The sequence below is a fragment of the Marivita sp. S6314 genome, assembly GCF_023015985.1.
Taxonomy (GTDB): domain Bacteria; phylum Pseudomonadota; class Alphaproteobacteria; order Rhodobacterales; family Rhodobacteraceae; genus Marivita.
Map to the genome: position 1 here is coordinate 530,926 of NZ_JALKAO010000003.1, position 22,720 is coordinate 553,645.

Consider the following 22,720-nt stretch of genomic DNA (forward strand, 5'->3'; position numbering starts at 1 on the left):
TTCAGCTGTCGTAGTCAATCGCGTGGCGCAGTTGCTTTTCGTATTCCAGCGCCTTGCCGGTGCCCAACGCAACGCAGTTCAGGCTTTCATCCGCGATCGATACAGCAAGCCCGGTTTGTTCGCGCAACGCAAGGTCCAGATCGCCAAGCAGCGCGCCGCCGCCCGTGAGCATGACGCCCCGGTCAACGATATCTGCGGCGAGGTCCGGAGGCGTGGCTTCAAGCGCGGTCATCACCGCTTCGCAGATGGCCTGCACGGGTTCAGAGAGCGCTTCGGCGACTTGCGCCTGAGAGATTTCGGTTTCCTTTGGCACGCCGTTCAGCAGGTCGCGTCCACGAATTTGCATGGAGCTTCCGCGCCCGTCGTCCGGCATCCGCGCGGTCCCGATAGAGGTCTTGATCCGCTCTGCCGTGCTTTCACCGACCAGAAGGTTTTGCTGGCGACGCAGGTAGTTGATGATCGCTTCATCCATACGGTCACCACCGACGCGGACCGACCGCGCGTAGACGATGTCGCCCAAAGACAGAACCGCCACTTCGGTTGTGCCGCCGCCGATATCGACAACCATGTTGCCTGTTGGATCGGTGATTGGCATGCCCGCGCCGATGGCAGCGGCGATGGGTTCAGCAATCAGTCCGGCCTTGCGTGCGCCTGCCGACAGAACTGACTGCCGGATCGCGCGCTTTTCAACAGGTGTTGCACCGTGGGGCACACAGACGATGATCTTGGGTTTGGAAAAGGTCGAGCGTTTGTGAACTTTGCGGATGAAGTGCTTGATCATCTCTTCGGCGACGTCAAAATCCGCGATCACACCTTCGCGCATCGGGCGGATCGCCTCGATGCTTCCGGGGGTGCGGCCCAGCATCAGCTTGGCGTCTTCGCCAACCGCGAGCACTTTCTTCTGACCGTCCTTGATGTGGTAGGCAACGACCGAGGGTTCGGACAGCACGACGCCACGGCCCTTGACGTAGACCAGCGTATTTGCCGTTCCGAGGTCGATGGCCATGTCCGACGAAAACATGCCCAGCATTTTGTCCAGTCCAAACATCAGTGTCTTGCCTCAAGCCAATAAGTATTAGGCCAGCGACTCTTTGGGGTCGGAAGCCGTCGCTCTTATATGTGCGGTTTCTGTGGGGCGAAAGGGCCTGAAAGCGCATAGCAAGCATGAATTTGCCGCATCCCGCACCGTCTGTCGGTTGCGGCTTGGCCAATGTGCCGGATTGCACGGATTGTTGTCAAATTTGATGCAATTTGGCGGGATCGGCCGATCTGGTGCGGGATTGGACCGAATATGTGGCGACCCGTCGCGGCATCGCCACCATTCCGGCACACCTACGCCGCGATTGGGGCAAAGAATTGTCTCAAAGTGTTGGAGGATCACATGATGGGTAAATTTGTAAAAGGTATCGGCAAGCTTGGACTGTACGCCATGGGGCTCGCCGCAATCCTCGGTGCTTGGGATTTCTTTGCGCAGGCGAAAGCGGCGGAAGGTCAATACACGCTGCAGAAATACGCAACTTCGGTGTCAGAACGGTACGGCGACGATGCCGCCAGCATTGCGGACTCCGCAGGCACATTGGCGAAGGCCGGTTACCGGGCGGGTGTTGCCTGGACAGCAGAAACCGGATGGCTAGAAGCGCTCGGGATTGAGGCGATTGCGCCGCAGCCGGACGAGGCGGTCGTTGTGATGCAGGACGCAGACTCCGAGGTGGAGACCATCGTGGTGGCGTCGGCCGGTGCGTTTGTGGCCCCTGAAACATCGCTCTTTCCACGCGCGCGGGCCGAGAACTAGGTCGCACAGACAGACGCAGGTCGTTTTCCTGCCGCAACCGGTCGGACTGGTTCGGCGCGTAATGTGGGCGCAGAGTATTCACTTCAGGCAAACGCCTTGGAGTGAAGACCCATGAAAACGCATGTCAAAGCCTTGGTTGTCGGTGGCGGAGCCGTCGGCACCTCAATCGCCTATCATCTTGCCCGCGCAGGTTGGGAGGATGTGATGCTCTTGGAGCGGGACGAATTGACGTCCGGATCCACCTGGCATGCAGCGGGTTTGCTTCCCTATTTCAACATGAGCTATGCGACGACGCATATTCATGACTATTCGATCAAGTTTTACAAAACGCTTGAGGAAGAGACCGGACTGAACGCAGGCTTTTCGGTCGTTGGCAACCTGCGCATGGCGCAGACGCAGGCGCGGATGGACGAATACATGGTTTACGCCACGACGGCGGAAACCTGTGGCGTGCCATATGAATGGCTGTCGCCTGCGCAGATCAAGGAGCGGTATCCGCTGGTGCGGACCGAGGATTTGGTGGGCGCGATTTACCATCCCACGGATGGCTACATTAACCCCGCGGATGTCACGATGGCGATGGCCAAGGGCGCGCGTCAACGCGGGGTCGAGATTGTGCGCAAGTGGCAGGCGGACGCCTATCACTGGACCGGCGATCATTGGGATGTGACCTGCACCAAGATGGTGGAAAAGGGTGGAAACCTTGTGCCGTCTGATGAGCAGATCGTCATTCATGCCGAGCATGTCGTCACGGCGACGGGCAACCACCCGCAGCGGACGGCGAAACTGTTGGGGCTGAAGATTCCGGCGATCCCGGTGGAGCATCAATTCATTGTCACAGAGCCTGATCCGGCGCTCGTGGAATGGCGCAAGGAAAATGGCGAACACCCGGTCCTGCGCGATGCGGATGCCAAGTGGTATGTGCGCGAGGAACGCGGCGGGTGGATTCTTGGGCCATATGAGCGCAATGCGCCTGCGCGGTTCGAATACGGCGTGCCGGACAGCTTCCGTGCGGACCTGTTCCCTCTCGATCTGGAGCGGATCGAAGAGGAATACATGAGCATGATCCACCGCATTCCGTCTTCGGAAACGGTGGGTCTCAAGGACGATTTCAACGGTCCGATTTGCTACACGCCCGATGGGAACCCTCTGGTCGGTCCTGCGCCGGGTCTACGCAATATGTGGCTGGCGGAAGGGTTTTCCTTCGGGATCACGGCGGCGGGTGGCACAGGCTATTACATGGCGCAGATGATGGTCGAGGGAGAGGCTGAGATCGACATGGCCTCGCTTGATCCCAAGCGCTACGGGTCCTGGATGACGACCGAATACGCCGCGCGTAAGAACGAAGAGGCGTATGAGCACGTCTATATCCTTCACCACCCGGACGAAGAGCGGCCTGCCTGCCGTCCGCTTCGTACGGCGCCAGCGTACGACCGGCAAAAAGCCCTTGGTGCGCAGTTTGGCTGTGTGAACGGGTGGGAACGTCCGAACTATTACGGGCCTTTGGATGCGGGTCCGGATATTGACCATGACGCGCGGTCGTTCAAGCGGGGCGGGTGGTGGCAATACGCCGTGGATGAGGCGAAAGCGATCCGCGAGGGTGTGGGCCTGATCGATGCGACGGCGTTTACCAAGCATGTCGTCAAAGGGCCCGGAGCGACGCAATTCCTGGACTGGTTCACTTGCAACACCCTGCCGAAGGTCGGGCGGATCAACCTGACCTATGCTTTGACTGAACATGGGACGACGCGCACGGAATATACGATCGTGCGGTTAGGAGAGGACGAATACTACCTCGTGTCAGCCGGTGCCTGGACGGCCTATGACGCGGATTATCTGCGCAAGGCGGCCGAGGATAAGGCGGGTGAATTCGGCTACATCGAAATTCAGGATGTTACGACACAGTGGGGTGTGTTTGCCATTGCCGGGCCGAAATCGCGGGATGTGTTGAACGAGCTTGTCAAGGATGCCGATCCAGCGACGGCCCTGTCGAACAAGCGGTTCCCGTGGCTGTCGATGCGAGACATCGAATTGGGCATGTGCCCGGTGCGCGCGATCCGTGTGGCGTATACGGGTGAATTGGGCTGGGAATTGCACCATCCGATCGAGATGCAGGCCTATCTTTGGGATCAGTTGATGGCGGCGGGAGCCAAGCATGACATGAAGCTGGTCGGCGCGCGGGCGCAAAACTGGTTGCGGCAGGAAAAGTCGTATCGGGCGTTTGGCACTGAGTTGGGCCGCGATGCGACGCCTTTGGAGGCGGATTTGGCCCGGTTCGTCGATCTGTCGAAGGACTTTCACGGCAAGGCGGCGATGGAAAAGATCGGTGTGCGGTCGAAGTGCTGCACGTTGCTGATCGACGGGCCTGCGGATGCCGACCCGTGGGGGCGCGAGGCTCTGTATGACGGAGAGACGCGCGTTGGGCGGTTGACCTCGGGCGGCTATTCGGTGGCGTTCGGGAAATCAATCGGGATGGGGTATGTGACGCCCGATCTGGCCGTGCCGGGGACCAAGCTGAAAGTGAAGATGTTCGATCAGCTTTGGGACGCGGAGGTTGTCGAGGACAGCCCGTATGATCCGAAGAACGAGGTGATACGCAAGGATGGGTAATGCCTGTCGAATTGGCTTCGCCAATCCGACCGGGGCCCGCACGTGCCGCGCGGGCGTGAGGGCTCTGCCCTCACACTCCCGAGGTATTTTCGAAACGAAGAACGGGGCTTTGGTCATGCCGCCAGTTCGTCGTAAACATCCAGCGCTTTGCCGGCATACATCAGGCCGGGACCACCGCCCATCTGGATGCAGGTGGCCAAGACCTCTGCGACCTCTTCGCGTGTTGCGCCTAGGCGGACAAGCGCTTCGGTGTGAAAGAGGATGCAAGGCTCGCAGCGGGTTGCGACAGCAATGCCAAGGGCGACGTATTCCTTCTCCTTGAAGGTCAGGGCGGCGTCTTTCTTGACCGACTTCCCAAGTGCACCGAAGGCGGCGGTGGTTTCGGGAATGGCGTTGTTGAGGGATTTCAATTGGTTCTTTGTGTCGGCGAATTTGGCTTTCCAGCTCATATCGTGCTCCTGAGATGTGTTTGTCTCTCAAGAGCAGTCTGAGACCTAGAAATCCTTGATGCAGATCAGGAAAAAGCCCCGGTGATGTGATCACTGGAGCTATCTTGATTGGGCGGGCGGCAACCTCCGCGAAACGGCCCGCTGGATCGTTAGCCTTGGTGCTATCCGAGCAACCGGCGGGCGATCACTTGCGCCTGAATTTCGGCGGCACCTTCAAAGATGTTCAGGATGCGGGCGTCGCAGAGGATGCGGCTGATCTTGTATTCCAGCGCAAAGCCGTTGCCACCATGGATTTGCAGGGCGTTGTCTGCAGCCGCCCAGGCGACGCGGGCACCGAGCAGTTTCGCCATACCTGCTTCCAGATCGCAGCGACGACCTTCGTCCTTTTCGCGGGCGGAGAAATACGTGAGCTGACGCGCGACCATGATCTCGACTGCCATTATCGCGAGTTTCGACGCGACGCGGGGGAAATGGATCAGGGACTTGCCGAACTGCTTGCGGTCCTGCGCGTAGGACATGCCTTCGTCGAGCGCGGATTGGGCCACACCGATTGCGCGGGCCGCGGTTTGGATACGGGCGGATTCGAAGGTTTCCATGAGCTGTTTGAAGCCTTTGCCCTCTTCCATCCCGAGCAGGTTCTCACCTTTCACTTTGAAATCGTCAAAGTTAACAGTGTATTCTTTCATCCCGCGATAGCCGAGGACTTCGATCTCACCGCCCGAGATGCCGGGGTCTTGCCACGGCGCTTCGTCGGTGCCGGGTGTCTTCTCGGCCATGAACATCGACAGACCTTTGTAGTTGTCGGTGTCCGGCACGGTACGGGCCAGAACCGTCATCACATGGGTGCGCGCGGCGTGGGTGATCCAGGTTTTGTTGCCGTTGATGATCCAGTCGCCGTTGTCGTCTTTCACGGCCTTGGTGCGGAGCGATCCCAGGTCAGAGCCGGTGTTTGGTTCGGTAAAGACGGCGGTTGGCAGGATTTCACCGGACGCGAGACCGGGCAGCCACTTTTCTTTCTGTTCGTCTGTGCCACCCGCGATCACCAGTTCGGCGGCAATCTCGGACCGGGTGCCAAGGGAGCCGACGCCGATATAGCCGCGTGAGAGTTCTTCGGAGACGACGCACATGGAGTTTTTAGTCAGGCCAAATCCACCGTGCTCTTCCGGGATGGTCAGGCCGAAGACGCCCATTTCGGCCAATTCGTCGATTATCTCCATCGGGATGAGTTCATCCTTGAGGTGCCATTCGTGCGCATAAGGTTCGACCTTGTCGACCGAGAAGCGCCGGAACTGTTCGCGGATCATTTCGAGTTCGTCGTCGAGACCGCAGGCCCCAACCGTCAATTCGGCGCTGCGTTCCTGCATCAGCTCGACCAGACGCAGGCGGACCGCTTGGGTGTTGCCCTCTTGGGTGAGCTGCATCACCTCTGGCGTCATCATCCGGCGCATGTCGTCTTGGGACAGGCCGATATCCTGAAGGCGCACGATCTCGCCCTGGTTCATCTGGATGCCGCCGTAGATCTGCCAGAGATATTCGCCAAATGCGATCTGGTGGATCAACTGCTCGACCTCGCCAAAATTGCCATCCGCTTCTAGACGTTCAGCCCAGCCCTGCATCTGGCGCAGCGATTCAACATAGGTGGCGAGCCACGCAAGCCCGTGCGCGGCGGTTTGATTTTCTTCGATCAGGGCGCCGGAGACACGACCGTCGGTCGAAACCATGTCCTGAACCCGGGTGCGGGCGAGGTCGAGCACCGTGCCGACGGGGTCGATGGCGGCTTTGGTGAGGGCCAGTAGATCCGGCAGGATCGTTTCGGTGGTCAGGGTCAGGTCTTGTCCGTCATGGGCCATGAATCACGTCCTTCTTAGCTTTGGGTTTTGGATAGGCACTTTGCAGGTGCAGCGCAACAAAAATACCAAACTAGCCTCAAGATTGTTCAATTGTTGCGCTTTGAAATGCCGCATTGCGGCGCTAAGCCATGCCAGCAAACGAAAACCGGGCCCGTCTGTTATGACGCACCCGGCTTGAAACTTGGACTGGGCGTGCTGACGCACCGGTTATCCGATGGCTGCTGCTTTCACGTCATCGTCGATAAACGGGACGTATTGCGCGAAATTGTCGGCAAACATCTGCACCAGTTTTTCCGCCTGCGCATCATAGGCATCCTTGTCGTTCCACGTCCGGCGTGGATCGAGCAGCATGTCAGGCACACCTTCTACCGCAACCGGCACGTCAAACCCGAAGTTCGGGTCTTTGCGGAACTCGGCTTCGGCAAGGCTGCCATCCAACGCCGCTGTCAGAAGCGCGCGGGTGGCTTTGATCGGCATGCGCTGGCCCGCGCCATAGGCACCGCCTGTCCAGCCGGTGTTCACAAGCCAGCAGGTCGCACCGTGCGACGCGATCTTTTCGCGCAGCAGATTGCCATAGATTTCGGGGCGGCGCGGCATGAAGGGAGCACCAAAACAGGTCGAGAACGTAGGCTCTGGTTCCGTGACACCGCGTTCGGTGCCCGCAACCTTGGAGGTGAAGCCCGAAAGGAAATGGTACATCGCCTGCGCAGGGGTCAGCCGGGAGATCGGAGGCAACACGCCGAACGCGTCACATGTGAGCATGATGATGTTTTTCGGATGCCCGCCAAGCGCCGTTTCCGACGCGTTCGAGATGTAGTCAAGCGGGTAGGCCGCGCGCATGTTGGCGGTCAGGCTGTCATCTTCGAAATCCAGCGCAAAGGTTTCGGGATCGAACACCATGTTTTCGATAACCGTGCCGAATTTATGCGTTGTGGCATAGATTTCGGGTTCGGCTTCTGGTGACAGGTTGATGGTCTTGGCGTAGCAGCCGCCTTCGAAATTGAACGTGCCGCGATCAGACCAGCCGTGTTCGTCGTCACCGATCAGAACGCGGTTCGGATCTGCAGACAGCGTGGTTTTGCCCGTGCCGCTCAGGCCAAAGAAAATGGCGGTGTCGACCGGGTTGCCCACGGCATGATTGGCCGAGCAGTGCATCGGCATGATGCCTTTTTCCGGCAGCAGGTAGTTCAGCAGCGAGAAGATGGATTTCTTGTTCTCGCCGGCATACTCCGTGCCACCGATCAGGATCAGTTTGCGATCGAAATTCATGGCGATCACGGTTTCGGACCGGCAGTTGTGGCGTTCCGGATTGGCCTGGAACGAGGGGCAGTTGATGACCGTGAAATCGGCTGTGAACGAATCAAGATCTTCGCGTTCGGGGCGGCGCATCATGTGGCGGATGAAAAGATTGTGCCACGCCAGTTCCTGGACGAAGCGCACGTCGATCGAATGCTTCGGATCGGCACCGCCGGTGAGGTCCTGAACGAAGTATTCCCGGCCTTTCATGTGCTCGAGCATGTCTTCATACAAGGCGTCAAACCCTTCGGGCGACATCGCGGCGTTGTTGTCCCACCAGATTGTGTCTGCCACGCTCTCCGTCTTTACGACGTGCTTGTCCTTGGGCGATCGACCGGTGAATTTTCCGGTTGTCACAAGGAACGCACCGCCATTGCCCAAAGTGCCTTCGCCGCGTTTCAGGGCGGCTTCGATCAGCGCCGGTTCTGTCAGGTTATAATAGACATTTCCAAGCCCGTTGATCTGTTGATCCTCAAGCCGGAATTCCGGGTTTACCCGTCCAAATGTCATTTGCCTAACTCCTGTAGCCGCGCGTCTTGCGGCGCATTTTCTTGGGGCGCGGAACCGCGTCCGCCCTCGACAGCGTGCCGGGGGTAGCCGCGTCTTAACATGAGGGTTCCAAAGCTGAACAGGACGCAATCGCGCAGTTAGCGCAACCAAGACGGGTTTAGCGCAACCACACGGGTCATGCGTGCAAAGATGTGATGCAAATTAGCCATCCGTAAGGGTTTTTCCGTCTCAATATCCCTGTGGCAGCAGAGTGATTCGCAGAATTGGATTGGCGCAATGCGAAAAAAGACGCATAATGGCGGAAAAAACATAATTGAGAGCAGTACAAGGAACACAATCCATGTCGAAAATCGCCCTTGTGGACGATGACAGGAATATCCTGACATCGGTCGCGATCACCCTTGAGGCTGAGGGATTTGAGGTCGAAACATACAATGACGGACAGGCCGCATTGGACGCATTCAACAAGAAGATGCCTGATATGGCGGTCTTTGATATCAAGATGCCAAGAATGGATGGCATGGACCTGCTTCAGCGGGTGCGCCAGAAATCCAAGATGCCGGTGATCTTTCTGACATCCAAGGATGACGAGATTGACGAGGTTCTTGGCCTGCGCATGGGCGCGGATGATTACGTCAAGAAGCCGTTTTCCCAGCGTTTGCTGGTCGAGCGCATCCGTGCGCTGTTGCGTCGGCAGGACGCGGTAGCTGGCGATGCCGCCGGAGGCGAAGTTGAAGAAGCCAAGCTCATGGTGCGGGGTGAACTCACCATGGACCCGTTGCGCCATTCGGTGTCGTGGAAGGGGATGGATGTCTCGCTGACCGTCACGGAATTCCTGCTTTTGCAGGCGCTGGCCCAGCGGCCCGGTTTCGTGAAGTCGCGCGACCAACTGATGGACGTCGCCTATGACGATCAGGTCTATGTAGATGACCGCACAATCGACAGTCACATCAAGCGGTTGCGCAAGAAGATGCGCACGGTCGATAACGACTTTTCGGCCATCGAGACGCTTTATGGAATTGGCTATCGTTACAACGAAGAGTGACCATGGCATTGGTTGAAGGTGTCAACACCGGATCATCCGGCGGACGCAAAGATGCAGATGTGGTTTTGGGGGACGACTGGGTCGCCCCCGACCGCACGGTTGAGTCCGAAGTCCGCGACAGCCAAGAGCGTCGCGGACTGTTTTCGCTCAACAAATCGCCGCTGACGCGCAAGATCATCACCTTCAACCTCGTCGCCTTGAACTTTCTCGTTGCCGGGATCCTGTTTCTGAACTCGTCGCGCGACACGTTGGCTGACCAAAAGGCCGACGCTGTGCGGATCGAGGCCGAACTGATCGCCGACGTGTTCGAGGCCGAGGCCGTTGAGGGTGTTGCGATCAACCTCGGGTCCGGTGAAGGCATTGACGTTCGCGAAACACTGGCCGGGATCGACGCGCGGCCGGGATTGCGGATATTTGTCTTTGACGCGGCGCGGTTCCTTGTCGGCGATATGGACGGTGGGGCTGGCACTGCTCAACCGGTTGATACGGCTGAAAAGCCAACTGTTATTTCGGATTTTCTGCTCACCGTCTGGAGCAGCGTATCCTCTGTTTTCCAGCCCGCCTCTGACCTTGAGGCACTGACGCTGGAAGATATCCTTCGCCGCCAGATCGAGGAAACGGCCCCGTCCGAAACCCGTGTGGATCGCAGCGAAGGGCCAAATGGCGAGACGATCTTTACCGCGTTGAGCCCGATTGAAGTGGACAACGGGGTCGCGGGCACGGTGGCATTGATCAGCTTTGCGCCCGAAATCGATGCGGCGGTGCGCGTTGAGCGCGAAAACGTGTTGCAGATGTTTGTGATCGCAACCCTCGTGTCCATCGGTCTGAGCCTTGTGCTCGCCTCGACGATTTCCAATCCCATCTCCAATCTGGCGGATGCCGCCGAAGTTGGGCGCGATCGCAACCGTAGAAACGTGGCGTCGGGCCGCATTCGCATACCGGATCTGACCGCACGACCTGACGAGATTGGGCGCTTGTCCGGCGCGCTGCGCGGCATGGTGGCGGCACTGTATGACCGGATTGATGCGAATGAACAGTTCGCCGCCGATGTCGCACATGAGATCAAGAACCCGCTTGCATCGCTTCGGTCGGCGGTTGGCACGTTGCGCGTGGCGCGGCGCCCCGATCAGGTGGACCGCTTGCTGGATGTGATCGACCATGACGTGCGCCGCCTTGACCGGTTAGTCAGCGACATCTCGAACGCGTCCCGGCTGGATAGCGAACTGGTGAAAGAAGAAGAATCCGAATTTAACCTGCTGGAAATGCTTGGAAACCTCGCCCAGTTCCTGGGTGAAGATGCCCGGCGGCAGGGGATTGAGTTTATCTCGGACCTGCCGGACCGTGCCATTCGGGTCCACGGGCTGGAAGCGCGGTTGGCGCAGGTGTTTGTGAACCTGATCACCAACGCCATCAGCTTCTGTGAGGATGGCGATGCGATCCGGCTATGGGCGCGGCAGCGGGAAAACCGCGTGTTGATCGTCGTTGAAGATACCGGCCCCGGCATTCCGGACGAAGCGCTGACAAAGATCTTCAAACGCTTTTATTCGCAGCGACCGGAAAACGACTTTGGCAACAATTCCGGACTTGGCCTGGCGATTTCAAAACAGATCGTCGAAGCGCATGGCGGTGTGATCTGGGCCGAGAATATCCGCCCCACAGAAGCCGACGCAACCTCTGAACCGCTCGGCGCGCGGTTTGTCGTTGGTCTTCCGCTGTAATCCACGATGCCCGAGACACCGCCTCTCATGCTCCATGCCACAGCGGTGGCCGTGGGTGGCAAGGCGGTATTGATCACCGGGGCCAGTGGTGCGGGAAAATCGTCGCTTGCGCTTGAGATGATGGCGCGGGGTGCAACCTTGGTCGCCGATGATCAGGTGCGCCTGACACCGGTTGGCGATAGCGTCGTGCTGACCTGTCCGCAGCCGCTTCAAGGTCTGATCGAGGCACGCGGGATCGGCCTTTTGCATGCCGAACACGCGTCTGACGCTGTATTGGCTTTGGTTGTCGATATGGATCAGACGGAAACCGACCGCATGCCGCCGCATCGAAAGATCACATATTTCACGAAATCGTTTCCGCGACTTCACAATGTTGCGTCGCAGCATTTTCCTGCCGCACTTATACAATATCTCAGATGCACAGAGTGCAATGCCGCGCAACCTTGACACTTAACCGGGACACTATGCCTGACAGCACACCCCATAATCCTATCGTTGTTGTCACCGGGCCTTCGGGCGCGGGGCGCGCAACGGCGATCAATGTGCTGGAGGATCTTGGCTTTGAGGCGATCGACAACATGCCTCTGCGCATGGTGCCACGCCTGTTTGACGGCGGCCCGCTGGACCGTCCGCTGGCCATCGGGATTGACGTCCGCAACCGCGATTTTTCGCTTTCGGCGCTGTTGGGGTTGCATACGGATCTGGTGACGTTGCAGGAGGGGCAGGTTTCATTGCTTTACCTTGAGTGTCGCCCCGATGTGTTGCTGCGCCGGTTTTCGGAAACCCGCCGTCGCCATCCGCTTGCGCCCGACGACACGCCCGAAGAGGGGATTGCGCAAGAGATCGAGCTTTTGAAGCCGATCGAGGATCGGGCAGATATCGTGATCGACACGTCGGACCTGTCGCCTCATGACTTGAAGACCGAAGTGCATCACTGGTTTGCCGACCAAACCGCGCAGAAATTATCCGTTTCATTGCAGTCGTTCTCTTACAAAAGGGGCATCCAACACGGGGTCGACATGGTGTTTGACTGTCGGTTCCTTGCCAATCCGCATTGGGATGAGACGTTGCGCGCGAAAACGGGTCTTGATGCCGATGTAGAGGATTATGTGGCGCGTGATCCTCGACTTGCGCCGTTTTTGACCCAGATTAACGGCATGCTTGGTTTTTTGCTTCCCGAAATCGAAGCAGAGGGAAAAACCCATTTTGCGGTTGGACTCGGGTGTACCGGGGGGCAACATCGGTCGGTTGTCGTTACGGAAAGGGTGGCTGCGGCTCTTGCGGAAACGGGGTGGCGGGTGTCAATAAGTCATAAGGAATTGTCGCGTCGGGGACTCGCGACATCCGCCTCGCGACCTGCGGGGCCGGACGGTGGAAAGGTTGCAGAGTGATCGGGATCGTGATCGTCGCCCATGGTGGACTGGCACAGGAATACCTGTCGGCGGTCGAGCATGTGGTTGGATGCCAACCAGGCATGGCGGCTGTTGCCATCGCCGAAGATCACAACCGTGACGCAAAACAATCCGAGATTTGTTCGGTCGCCGATGACGTCGACAAGGGGCATGGCGTGGTCATCGTGACCGATATGTTTGGCGGATCCCCATCGAACCTCAGCCTTCGGGCGTGCCAGCCGGAAAACCGCCGGATCATCTATGGCGCGAATTTGCCGATGTTGATCAAACTGGCCAAAAGCCGCGACAAATCCGTGCCGGATGCTGTGCGGGCTGCGCTTGAAGCCGGGAGGAAATATATTGACAGTCAGAACATATCCTTGGATCAGAGCGCCTGATCGCACGGTTTGGGAGGCTTGTCCGTATGTCTGCATCTGCGCAGCGAGTGCTGACGATCATTAACGAAAAGGGTTTGCACGCCCGTGCGTCGGCCAAATTGGTCGAAGTCGTTGAAGGGTTCGATGCCTCTGCCGAGGTGCGCAAGGACGGGCTGAGCGCGTCCGGAGACAGTATTATGGGGCTTTTGATGTTGGCAGCCTCCAAAGGAACCTCTATTGAGGTACAGACTTCCGGGCCGGATGCAGATGCGCTTGCCGCCGCTATCGAGACATTGGTGGCCGACCGTTTCGGAGAAGGGTGCTGATCACCGCGACCGGCACAGCCGCCCGAACACAGGACGATACACGGCCCAATGGTTGACAGTTATCAGCACACGGACACAGACGCGCAATCAGCGGCCCCCGAACCGTATGACAAGCGCAAGCTGAGCTACGCCAACACCTTTACCAACCCTTGGAAAGCCAACACCATCCGCGCGATGGAATGGGTGAGTGGCAAAATCCCCCTGATCTACCTTGTCCGGAAATTCGAACGGATGGGACCGGCGGAAGGACAGGCCTTTTGGGGGCAGGCGCTGGGTCTTATGAAAATCGCGCTGGACACGCCCGAGGAACAGATCGCCCGGATCCCCAAAGAGGGGCCGGTGATTATCGTGGCCAACCATCCGCACGGGTTGGTGGACGGGATGATCCTGGCTGAGCTGATCGGCAAGGTCCGCACGGATTACAAGATCCTGACGCGGTCGCTTCTGACAGGTGTCACCGAGATCGAGGAATTCATGATCCCGGTGCCGTTCCCGCATGAAGAGGATGCCCGCGAACAAAGCCTTGAGATGCGCAAGCGTGCGATGGCGCATCTGAAAAACGGTGGGGTGATCGCATTGTTCCCATCGGGCGTCGTTGCATCAAGCGACAGCCTGTTTGGCCCGGCCGTGGAACGGACGTGGAATCCGTTTACCGCAAATCTGATCCAACGCTCTGGCGCGACGGTTGTGCCCATTCACTTTCCGGGACAGAACTCGCGCGCGTATCAGATGGCAAACCGGATTTCGGCGACGATGCGGCAGGGGTTGTTGATCCACGAAGTGATCAACGCCTGCGGCAAGCCACAAAAACCAATCGTCGGCGAACCGATTCCGGCTGAGTTGATCAGTGACTATGCCGGGAAAGGCCGTGAATTCATGGCCAAGCTGCGCGAGATTACGATGTCTTTGGGCGGCAAACCCTAGCGGGTCGGAACCGGCGTGTCGCCACGGTAATCATAGAACCCGCGTTGTGTCTTGCGACCCAGCCAACCGGCTTCGACATATTTCGTCAGCAATGGGCAGGGGCGGTACTTGGTGTCTGCCAAACCGTCGTGCAGGACGTTCATGATGGCAAGACACGTGTCCAACCCGATGAAATCGGCCAGTTCAAGCGGGCCCATCGGATGGTTCGCCCCCAGCTTCATGGATTGGTCGATGGAGTTCACATTCCCGACGCCTTCGTACAGCGTATAGACCGCTTCGTTGATCATCGGCATGAGAATGCGGTTCACGATAAAGGCGGGGAAATCTTCGGCGGACGCGGCTGTTTTGCCAAGCTTTTCCACCACGCCCAGACATGTCTGGTAGGTTTCCTTGTCGGTGGCGATGCCCCGGATCAGTTCGACAAGCTGCATCACCGGAACCGGGTTCATGAAGTGGAACCCCATGAATTTTTCCGGCCGGTCCGTGCGGCTGGCCAGCCGGGTGATCGAAATCGACGAGGTGTTTGACGTCAGAATAGTGTTGTCAGCCAGATGCGGCAGCAGCGCGTCAAAGATCTTTTGCTTGACCGTCTCTTCCTCGGTTGCGGCTTCGATGACCAGATCGGTCTTGGCCACCTCTGGCAAATCCTTGGACGTGACGATGCGGGCCATGGCCTGGTCCCTGTCATCCTGCGTGATCTTTTCGCGGCTGACCTGGCGGTCCAGATTGCGTTCAATCAGGTCAATCGCGCGCTTGAGCGCGTCTTCACTGATGTCATTGAGCACAACGTTGTACCCGGCCAGTGCCATGACATGCGCGATGCCATTGCCCATCTGGCCAGCGCCAACAACACCTACCGAATTGATCGTCATGAACGTGCTCCGTTTAATCCGCGGCAACAATGGCGTGGCGGGCCGGGGGCTGCAAGGCGGATCGGAGCTCTGCGTCGAATTTTAGCTTTAGCTCTTTGAAAACCGAATCAGTGCAAACCTTCCTGCGGGTGAAAAAGGAAGGTGGGGATATGACTGTTTCCTCTATGGGTGATCGGTCGATCGACTATGTGCCGTGCCGTTACAATGGCTCGCGCCTGTATTTTCGGGGGCCAAGCAAAGCCTTGCGCGGCTCTTACATTGCGTGTCTTGGCGGGTGTGATGTGTATGGGCGATATGTTGACCAACCGTTATCGGACATTCTGAACGGGCTGGTTGCGCCAAGCGTGATCAACCTTGGTGTCGAAAACGCCGGGGTCGATGCCTATCTGAACGATGCGGGGGCGCTCAGCACGGCGGCAGGGGCATCTGTTGCGATCATTCAGATGTCAGGGTGCCATAATACGTCTAACCGGTTCTATACGGTCCATCCGCGGCGCAATGACCGGTTTTTGAAGGCGTCCTCAAGGCTTCGGGCATTGTACCCGGAAATGGACTTCACCGAGGTGCATTTCACGCGTCATCTGCTTGGCCGATTGGAGGAGATTTGCGCGGAGCGGTTTTTGGAAATCGTGGATGAAGCACAGCGCGCCTGGCGGTCGCGCATGGTGCAGTTGATGCGGCATTTGAGCGGCAAAACAGTTTTGCTGTGGTTTGCGCCACGTCCGCTTGCTGAGGACAGTTGCGGCATGGAGGAGGTTGATCCTTTCCTGACCAGTTCGCTGGTCGGAACGTTACAGCCCCATGCGGACCGGATGGTGTCCGTCGTTCCCGAAACATGGGGTGTGTGTGAGGCGGGGACATCCCCCGCGGACCTGCAATCCGCGCGGCTTGCACAATTGCCGGGGACGGGTGCGCATCAGCGTGTTGCCGAAGTTTTGGCGAAAGAGATCGCTGCATTGGTCTGAAACGAAAAACGGCGCGCCGATTGGCGCGCCGTTTCGAATGTTTTCGACGGCTTTAGCCCAGCTTTTCGGTCAGCTCTGGCACAGCGTCAAAAAGATCGGCAACAAGCCCAAAATCGGCAACCTGGAAGATCGGTGCCTCTTCATCCTTGTTGATCGCGACGATGATCTTGCTGTCTTTCATACCCGCAAGGTGCTGGATCGCGCCCGAGATACCAACGGCAATGTAAAGGTCGGGTGCAACCACCTTACCGGTCTGGCCAACCTGCCAGTCATTCGGCGCAAAGCCGGAATCAACGGCAGCGCGGGACGCGCCAACAGCCGCATTCAGCGTGTCAGCCAGTTTTTCGATCATGGCGAAGTCATCTTCGGACCCGACACCGCGCCCGCCTGAAACAACGACGCTTGCCGATGTCAGTTCGGGGCGGTCACTTTCGGCAACCTTGTCTTCAACCCATTCCGACAGACCCGGATTGTCGCCGGTTGCCACCGCCTCGACCGAGGCCGAGCCACCGGTTGGTGCAGCGTCGAACGTGGATGTCCGGAACGAAATCACCTTGGTGGCGTCTGACGATTTCACCGTCTGGATCGCGTTGCCCGCATAGATCGGGCGTTCGAACGTGTCCGCGTCCACGACGGCGGTCACATCGGTCAGCACCATCACATCCAACAGTGCCGCTACGCGGGGCAGGATGTTCTTGGCGTCTGTGGTCGCTGGCGCCACGATATGCGTGTAGTCGCCCGCCATCGACGCGATCAGCGCGGACACAGGCTCGGCCAGACGGTGACCGTAAAGATCGTCTTCGGCCAGCAGAACCTTGGACACGCCGTCGATGGTCGCGGCTTCGTCAGCGGCGGCCTTGGCTGTTGCGCCTGCGGCCAGCACCACAACGTCGCCCAGTGCCTTCGACGCGGTCACGGTTTTTGCAGTGGCGTCCATCGCCAGTGCGCCATCGGTAATCTCGGCAATCAGAAGTACAGCCATTTACACAGCCCCCGCTTCTTTGAGTTTTTCTACCAGTTCGTCGACCGACCCGACCTTGATGCCCGCAGCGCGCTCTTCCGGCTCGGAGGTTTTCACGATCTCAAGGCGCGGCGTGACGTCGACGCCGTAATCGGCGGCTGTCTTTTCATCCAAAGGCTTTTTCTTGGCCTTCATGATGTTGGGCAGCGACGCGTAACGCGGCTCATTGAGGCGCAGGTCAGTGGAGATGATGGTGGGCATCTTGACCTTTACGGTTTGCAAACCGCCATCCACTTCGCGGGTCACAACGGCGTGGTCGCCGTCGATATCCACGTTGTTGGCATACATCGCCTGCGACCAGCCGAGCAGAGCGGACAGCATCTGACCTGTCGCGTTCATGTCGTTGTCGATGGCCTGCTTGCCACACAGGACAAGCCCGGGCTCTTCTTCCTTGACGATAGCGGCAAGGATTTTGGCAACAGCCAAGGGCTCGATATCAGTGTGAACATCGTCTGCGGCAACCACGAGGATGGCGCGGTCGGCACCCATGGCGAGTGCTGTGCGCAGGGTTTCCTGGCTTTGCTTGACGCCAATGCTGACCGCAACGATTTCGTCAGCCTTGCCCGCTTCTTTCAGACGGATCGCTTCTTCGACCGCGATTTCATCGAACGGGTTCATCGACATTTTGACATTGGCGAGATCGACACCGCTTCCGTCCGCTTTGACGCGAACTTTGACGTTGTAGTCGATCACGCGTTTGACAGGTACCAAGACCTTCATGGGCGTGTTCCTCTCCTGAATGCGCCGCTGAAAAAACGACTCAAATTTTCATACACATCGCAAGGGTGATACCGAACCACAGCAGCGCGAAACAGGGCAAAATCGTCACGTTAGCGCCAACGGACGTCGCGTTTTTCGGAATTTCCGCGCCTTTTGGAAACCTTGTCTGATCAGTCACAGATCGTCTGCAAAGCCTGCCATTCGTCTGCTGTCAAAACCGGCGTGGCCACAAAACCCGGCGGTGTCGCATCGCGCGCGGCCTGAATCCTGTCGCCAAGGTCGGGATGGCTTAGGAAGTGTGACATGAACGGGTTGGTATCCCCGCCAAGTTCCCGAAATCGTTCGAACATAGATGCCAAGGCGGAGGGCGCGATCTTTGCATCAATCAGCACGCCATGCGCAAATACATCCGCGCCGGATTCCGCCTCTTGGCTGTAATTGGCCTCAATCAGCCTTTCGGCCAAAAGCAAAACCGCCGCGCCGCCTGCGAAATCGCCAAAAAGCAGCCCCAAGACACCCAGTGATCCAGCAGAGCGCAAGGCGTGCCGTGTCGGATCCCGGCTGACGACATGGCCGATTTCATGGGCAAACACCGCTGCGATTTCGTCTGGCGTTTGCGCGTTGTCGATCAAACCGCGGAAGAACACCACGTAATTGCCGGGTAGGGCAAAGGCGTTGATCATATCGTGGTCGAGCACGGACACCGTCAGCGTCTGTTCTTCGGGCAGGGCGGCTTGCAGGCGCGCTTCCATCTTGTGCAAGGCGGCCAATCCGTCACGGTTGTCGCAGACGGGCACGGGGTTCAGCCCGGTCTGGTCCAGTGCAGAGCGGATCTGATCAAAGGTGACTTCGCCAAGGGCGCGTTCGCCTTCGGGGGGATGAACCGTGCCAGTTGGTTCGCCATCGCCGGAACAAGCACAAAGATGATCAGGGCGACAGAGGCAAGCGCCGCAACGGACCATCCAAACAGCGCTTTGCGCTTTGCGATTCTGGGGGATCTTGTTCGGTTTGGCAGGCGCGGTGCCAAGTCGCGGTTGGGCAGAATGACCCGCTGCACCGGGTCCCCGACACGCTGGATGACCATCTGGTCGCCCCCGGCCTGATCCAGCACTTCACGGATGTCGGCAAGGGGCCAGCGGAAGTCAGCCCCGGCATGCGCGACCAATGATCGACTGTCTTCATCGACAGTGACCGAGACGTGTCGTGGCACGGCGCTTGTCCCATCGAAATAGACGGCTTCGGCGGAATACACTTCCGGCCGATGCCCAACTTTGAGAACGGTCATAGCGACGCCCCGACATCAAGCGCGTCGGCAAAGCCTTCGGCTTCGGCGAATTCGTCTCTGGGGCGCTGCCGGATGCTAATGACCCCGTCCGGAGGCGCAAGCGTCAGCGACGCGAAATAGTGGCGGATGATGGGAAAGGTGATAAAGGCGTTGGTGATGGCCGACCAAAGCAGGAAAACCGTGAAATAAAGCAGGGCACTTGCCGCGATGATCGCGTACCGGCCCGTCCCCGCGATGGGGGCGATCACATCTTCCAGATCCATCTCTGCCAGCAGGTCGGCGGATTGGATCAGCAAGAGCAACACTCCGAGCAGCATCAATGGAACAAACACCACCGCGCAGGCGAGAAGTGTGCCCAATACGTAGATCAACAACACACGAAAGGGGCTTGGCGTGATAGTCAAGCCGACGCCGTTGATCGTCTTGTGGTTGGTCAAAAGTTGCAACGTGCGCACGCGGTAGAACGCTAATCCGTAGATTGCGACGAACCCGGCGATGATGCAGATGCCCGTGCCCAAGGGGATGTTGCCCAGATAGATCCCGGCCACGCCTGCCGCGCCAAGCGCCGCTGCGCCGAAAAACGGCATCATGGCGGGGTAGAGCATTGTCCACTTGCCGTTCTGGTGCATCCGTGCGCAGCCATAGAACGTCCGGTCTGTTTTGTATTTTTCCAACCAGAAGGTCATGCGGGGCCACAGCAAGCCCAGTGTGAGCAGCGTGATCACCCAGTGCATGAGCGCGCGTCCGGCATAGCCCCATGCGCCGGGTTCCAGACCGAAGCGCAACCCGCGCCAGCGGGTGCGGGCCAGCACGTATCGCCGCGCGCGATATTGCGCGTAAAACCAGATCGGGATGACGCCAATCAGGCTTATTGCGTAGGCGGCAAAGTTTCCCTGAAACAGCGCGAAGCTGGCAAACATCAGGAGCAGATTCACGATCCCGATGTAGAAGGCAAGGATGACCACGGCAAAGAGAAAGCCAAGCAGCTTTTCAATCGGGTCGCCGACATATTCCAAGGGGTGTCCACCGGGGCGGATCGCCGACCAGTACCATCGGCGCAGCCGGGTTTTCATCCAGAACCGGTAAATGCCAAGTGTCAGAACGGTCAGGACACCGGTTTTCAGCGCCAGCCAGAACAGCGCGCGCCGCGTGCCCACCACCTGTGTTGTCAGGTGATCAGGTAAGTCAGGTGAAGGTGTTGTCTCTGGGGAAGCCGCGCGGGGCCATACGTCCTGCGCTGGCGCGCTTTCCGGTCCATTCGGCAAGGTCGGTTTCGGTTCTGGTGCGTCCGGCCGGATCGCGCCAGGAGAGGCCTTCTCCCAGGGTGAAGGTGGTTGCATCCGACAGGCCCCCGTCCTTGTACTTTTGCAGCCTTACGCCTTTGCCGCGTCCCATTTCTGGCAGTTCGTCCAGACCGAAGACAAGAACTTTACGGTTTTCACCGACAACGGCAACGGCATCCCCTGTTACAGGTTTGCACACCTTCGCGCGCACGTCGCCTTTCACGTTCAGCACCTGCTTACCGGCCCGGGTTTGCGCCACAACGTCACCTTCGGGCACCACGAACCCGTCGCCAGCGCTGGAGGCGACCAGCAGTTTGCGGTCGGGCTGGTGAATGAACAGGTCCACGATGGCGGCTTCGTTTGGAAGATCGACCATCAGGCGCACCGGTTCGCCCATGCCGCGCCCGCCGGGCAGGTTGGAGGCGGACAGCGTATAAAACCGCCCGTTCGACCCGAACACCAACAGCCGGTCGGTTGTTTCGGCGTGGAAAATGAACCTTGGCCCGTCACCATCCTTGAATTTCAGTTCGCGGGTCAGGTCGATATGGCCGGTCATCGCGCGGATCCAGCCCATCTGGGAACAGACCACCGTGATCGGTTCGCGTTCGATCATCGCCTCAATCGGCACGTCCTCAACCTCGGTCGCTTCGGCAAATTGCGTCCGGCGTGCGCCGCCTTCGTAGTTTTTGCCAAAGGCCTTTTTGACCTCTTTCAGCTGGTCCGAGATCGCGTCCCACTGAAGCTCCCCGCTTTCAATCAGGTCTTCAAGGCCCGCGCGTTCTTCCATCAGGCGGTCACGTTCGGCGACCAGTTCCATCTCTTCGAGCTTGCGCAAACTGCGCAGGCGCATGTTCAGGATGGCTTCGGTCTGAACCTCGGTCAGGCCCAGGTCGCCGTCGGACACCGGGGGCGAGACATAGTCCGCCTCGTCCATCGCGCGCACATGGTCCTTGCCCCAGTCTTCGCGCATCAGTGCGGACTTGGGGTCCTCGTCATAGCGGATGATGTCGATCACACGGTCAAGGTTCAGGAACGCAACGATCAGGCCTTCCAACACCTCGAGCCGGTGGTCAATCTTGTCCATCCGGTGCTGGCTGCGGCGGATCAGAACCTCGCGGCGGAAATCAAGGAACGCGCGCAGCACTTCCTTCATGCTGCACACTTTGGGTGTCAGCCCGTCGATCAGCACGTTCATGTTCAGGCTGAACCGCGTTTCCAGATCGGAATTGCGGAACAGCATGTTCATCAGGACATCCGGGTCCACGTTCTTGGATTTGGGTTCCAGAACCATCCGGATGTCGTCGGCAGATTCGTCGCGGATATCCGCGAGGATCGGCACCTTCTTGGTCTGGATCAGCTCGGCCAGCCGTTCCACCAGCTTGGATTTCTGGACCTGATAGGGGATCTCGGTCACGATCACCTGCCATTGGCCGCGTCCCAGATCCTCGATCTGCCACTTGCAGCGCAACCGCATGGAGCCGCGCCCGGTGCGATAGGCCTGCGCCAGCGTCTCGCGGTCTTCGACAATCACGCCACCGGTTGGAAAATCCGGGCCGGGCACAAAGTTCAGCAACGTATCGTCGCGCGCATCGGGAACCTTGATCAGGTGCAGGCAGGCGTCAATCAGCTCGGCGATGTTATGCGGCGGGATATTGGTCGCCATGCCCACCGCAATGCCGGATGATCCATTGGCCAGCAGGTTCGGGAACTGTGCCGGCAGAACAACGGGCTCTTCCAGCGTGCCGTCGTAATTGTCCCGGTAGTCAACCGCATTTTCGTTCAGGCCGTCCAGCAAGGCTTCGGCAACGGAAGTCAGTCGCGCCTCGGTATATCGCGCCGCCGCTGGGTTGTCGCCGTCGATATTGCCAAAGTTGCCCTGACCATCGACCAGCGGATAGCGCACGGCGAAATCCTGTGCGAGGCGCGCCATCGCGTCGTAGATCGCGGCGTCGCCATGCGGGTGATAGTTGCCCATCACGTCGCCACTGATTTTCGCCGACTTTCTGAAGCCTCCGGTGGAACTTAACCGCAGTTCGCGCATTGCATACAGGATACGACGGTGCACGGGCTTGAGCCCATCGCGCGCATCTGGAAGAGCGCGGTGCATGATCGTTGACAACGCATAGGTCAAATACCGCTCGCCAATCGCGCGGCGCAGCGGTTCAGCCACATCCCGAGGGGCCATCTTGGGTGTTTCGACGTCATCAGCCATAGATGATGTGATAGACACCCCCTCTGAGGCCGTAAAGCAATTGCGGGAAAAATTTTCCTGTTTCCCCTTCGGCA

Annotated in this window: 21 protein-coding genes; 10 read left to right on the top strand and 11 right to left on the bottom strand. The window is 58.8% G+C overall.

The genetic code is table 11. The features are described from left to right. Nucleotide 1 precedes the first annotated feature (1 nt). A complete protein-coding gene (locus tag MWU54_RS11175) occupies nt 2-1,048 on the bottom strand; it encodes a rod shape-determining protein (RefSeq protein WP_085634663.1) in 1,047 nt (348 codons plus the stop codon). A 381-nt stretch (nt 1,049-1,429) separates the two neighbouring features. On the opposite strand from MWU54_RS11175, the gene MWU54_RS11180 reads away from it, so the two are divergent. Both MWU54_RS11180 and MWU54_RS11185 read left to right on the top strand, forming a co-directional pair. Further along, on the top strand, nt 1,430-1,792 hold the full coding sequence (locus MWU54_RS11180; protein ID WP_247083347.1) for a hypothetical protein: 363 nt from the start codon (nt 1,430-1,432) through the stop codon (nt 1,790-1,792). A 111-nt stretch (nt 1,793-1,903) separates the two neighbouring features. After that, on the top strand, nt 1,904-4,402 hold the full coding sequence (locus tag MWU54_RS11185) for an FAD-dependent oxidoreductase (protein WP_247083349.1): 2,499 nt from the start codon (nt 1,904-1,906) through the stop codon (nt 4,400-4,402). A gap of 113 nt (nt 4,403-4,515) precedes the next feature. Here MWU54_RS11185 and MWU54_RS11190 read toward each other — a convergent pair whose 3' ends face one another. The 3 genes from MWU54_RS11190 to MWU54_RS11200 all read right to left on the bottom strand — a co-directional run bounded on the left by MWU54_RS11190 (nt 4,516) and on the right by MWU54_RS11200 (nt 8,507). Beyond that, nucleotides 4,516-4,851, bottom strand: a complete 336-nt coding sequence (locus MWU54_RS11190) for a carboxymuconolactone decarboxylase family protein (RefSeq protein ID WP_247083351.1) — start codon at nt 4,849-4,851, stop codon at nt 4,516-4,518. A gap of 161 nt (nt 4,852-5,012) precedes the next feature. Beyond that, a complete protein-coding gene (locus MWU54_RS11195) occupies nt 5,013-6,701 on the bottom strand; it encodes an acyl-CoA dehydrogenase family protein (RefSeq protein ID WP_247083353.1) in 1,689 nt (562 codons plus the stop codon). 207 nt (nt 6,702-6,908) lie between these two features. After that, on the bottom strand, nt 6,909-8,507 hold the full coding sequence (locus MWU54_RS11200) for a phosphoenolpyruvate carboxykinase (protein ID WP_247083355.1): 1,599 nt from the start codon (nt 8,505-8,507) through the stop codon (nt 6,909-6,911). A 340-nt stretch (nt 8,508-8,847) separates the two neighbouring features. On the opposite strand from MWU54_RS11200, the gene MWU54_RS11205 reads away from it, so the two are divergent. The 7 genes from MWU54_RS11205 to MWU54_RS11235 are packed head-to-tail and all read left to right on the top strand — an operon-like array spanning nt 8,848 to nt 14,288. Beyond that, entirely contained in the window at nt 8,848-9,552 is a 705-nt protein-coding gene (locus tag MWU54_RS11205; protein ID WP_247083363.1) for a response regulator transcription factor, read from the top strand. A gap of 2 nt (nt 9,553-9,554) precedes the next feature. After that, nucleotides 9,555-11,270 carry a sensor histidine kinase gene (locus MWU54_RS11210; RefSeq protein WP_247083365.1) on the top strand — a complete coding sequence of 572 codons (1,716 nt, stop codon included), beginning with the start codon at nt 9,555-9,557 and terminating at the stop codon, nt 11,268-11,270. Between the two features lie 27 nt (nt 11,271-11,297). Beyond that, nucleotides 11,298-11,717, top strand: coding sequence for an HPr kinase/phosphatase C-terminal domain-containing protein (locus MWU54_RS11215; RefSeq protein WP_247083367.1), 420 nt, complete (start codon nt 11,298-11,300; stop codon nt 11,715-11,717). Between the two features lie 17 nt (nt 11,718-11,734). Continuing rightward, complete coding sequence (gene rapZ, locus MWU54_RS11220; protein WP_247083369.1) at nt 11,735-12,661, top strand: RNase adapter RapZ; 927 nt, start codon at nt 11,735-11,737, stop codon at nt 12,659-12,661. Continuing rightward, nucleotides 12,658-13,059, top strand: a complete 402-nt coding sequence (locus MWU54_RS11225; protein WP_247083371.1) for a PTS fructose transporter subunit IIA — start codon at nt 12,658-12,660, stop codon at nt 13,057-13,059. Before rapZ ends, MWU54_RS11225 begins: the two co-directional genes overlap by 4 nt. Nucleotides 13,060-13,085: 26 nt before the next feature. Next, a complete protein-coding gene (locus MWU54_RS11230; protein WP_247083374.1) occupies nt 13,086-13,364 on the top strand; it encodes an HPr family phosphocarrier protein in 279 nt (92 codons plus the stop codon). A gap of 48 nt (nt 13,365-13,412) precedes the next feature. Continuing rightward, entirely contained in the window at nt 13,413-14,288 is an 876-nt protein-coding gene (locus MWU54_RS11235; RefSeq protein ID WP_247083376.1) for a lysophospholipid acyltransferase family protein, read from the top strand. Here MWU54_RS11235 and MWU54_RS11240 read toward each other — a convergent pair. Further along, entirely contained in the window at nt 14,285-15,160 is an 876-nt protein-coding gene (locus MWU54_RS11240) for a 3-hydroxybutyryl-CoA dehydrogenase (protein WP_247083378.1), read from the bottom strand. The genes MWU54_RS11235 and MWU54_RS11240 overlap by 4 nt on opposite strands. A 149-nt stretch (nt 15,161-15,309) precedes the next feature. Between MWU54_RS11240 and MWU54_RS11245 the strand changes: the two genes are divergently transcribed. Next, entirely contained in the window at nt 15,310-16,125 is an 816-nt protein-coding gene (locus MWU54_RS11245; RefSeq protein ID WP_247083380.1) for a DUF6473 family protein, read from the top strand. A gap of 52 nt (nt 16,126-16,177) precedes the next feature. Here MWU54_RS11245 and MWU54_RS11250 read toward each other — a convergent pair whose 3' ends face one another. From MWU54_RS11250 to MWU54_RS11275, 6 genes are all read right to left on the bottom strand, one after another. Continuing rightward, nucleotides 16,178-17,107: an FAD-binding protein gene (locus tag MWU54_RS11250; protein ID WP_247083401.1), complete on the bottom strand. Its 930-nt coding sequence runs from the start codon at nt 17,105-17,107 to the stop codon at nt 16,178-16,180. Continuing rightward, entirely contained in the window at nt 17,108-17,866 is a 759-nt protein-coding gene (locus MWU54_RS11255; RefSeq protein ID WP_247083403.1) for an electron transfer flavoprotein subunit beta/FixA family protein, read from the bottom strand. Nucleotides 17,867-18,036: 170 nt separating this feature from the next. Continuing rightward, nucleotides 18,037-18,618 carry a M48 family metallopeptidase gene (locus MWU54_RS11260; protein ID WP_247083405.1) on the bottom strand — a complete coding sequence of 194 codons (582 nt, stop codon included), beginning with the start codon at nt 18,616-18,618 and terminating at the stop codon, nt 18,037-18,039. A gap of 50 nt (nt 18,619-18,668) precedes the next feature. Then, a complete protein-coding gene (locus MWU54_RS11265; RefSeq protein ID WP_247083415.1) occupies nt 18,669-19,151 on the bottom strand; it encodes a hypothetical protein in 483 nt (160 codons plus the stop codon). Beyond that, a complete protein-coding gene (locus tag MWU54_RS11270; protein WP_247083418.1) occupies nt 19,148-20,308 on the bottom strand; it encodes a DUF898 family protein in 1,161 nt (386 codons plus the stop codon). Before MWU54_RS11270 ends, MWU54_RS11265 begins: the two co-directional genes overlap by 4 nt. A 28-nt stretch (nt 20,309-20,336) precedes the next feature. Continuing rightward, complete coding sequence (locus MWU54_RS11275; RefSeq protein WP_247083420.1) at nt 20,337-22,646, bottom strand: DNA topoisomerase IV subunit A; 2,310 nt, start codon at nt 22,644-22,646, stop codon at nt 20,337-20,339. Nucleotides 22,647-22,720: the final 74 nt, after the last annotated feature.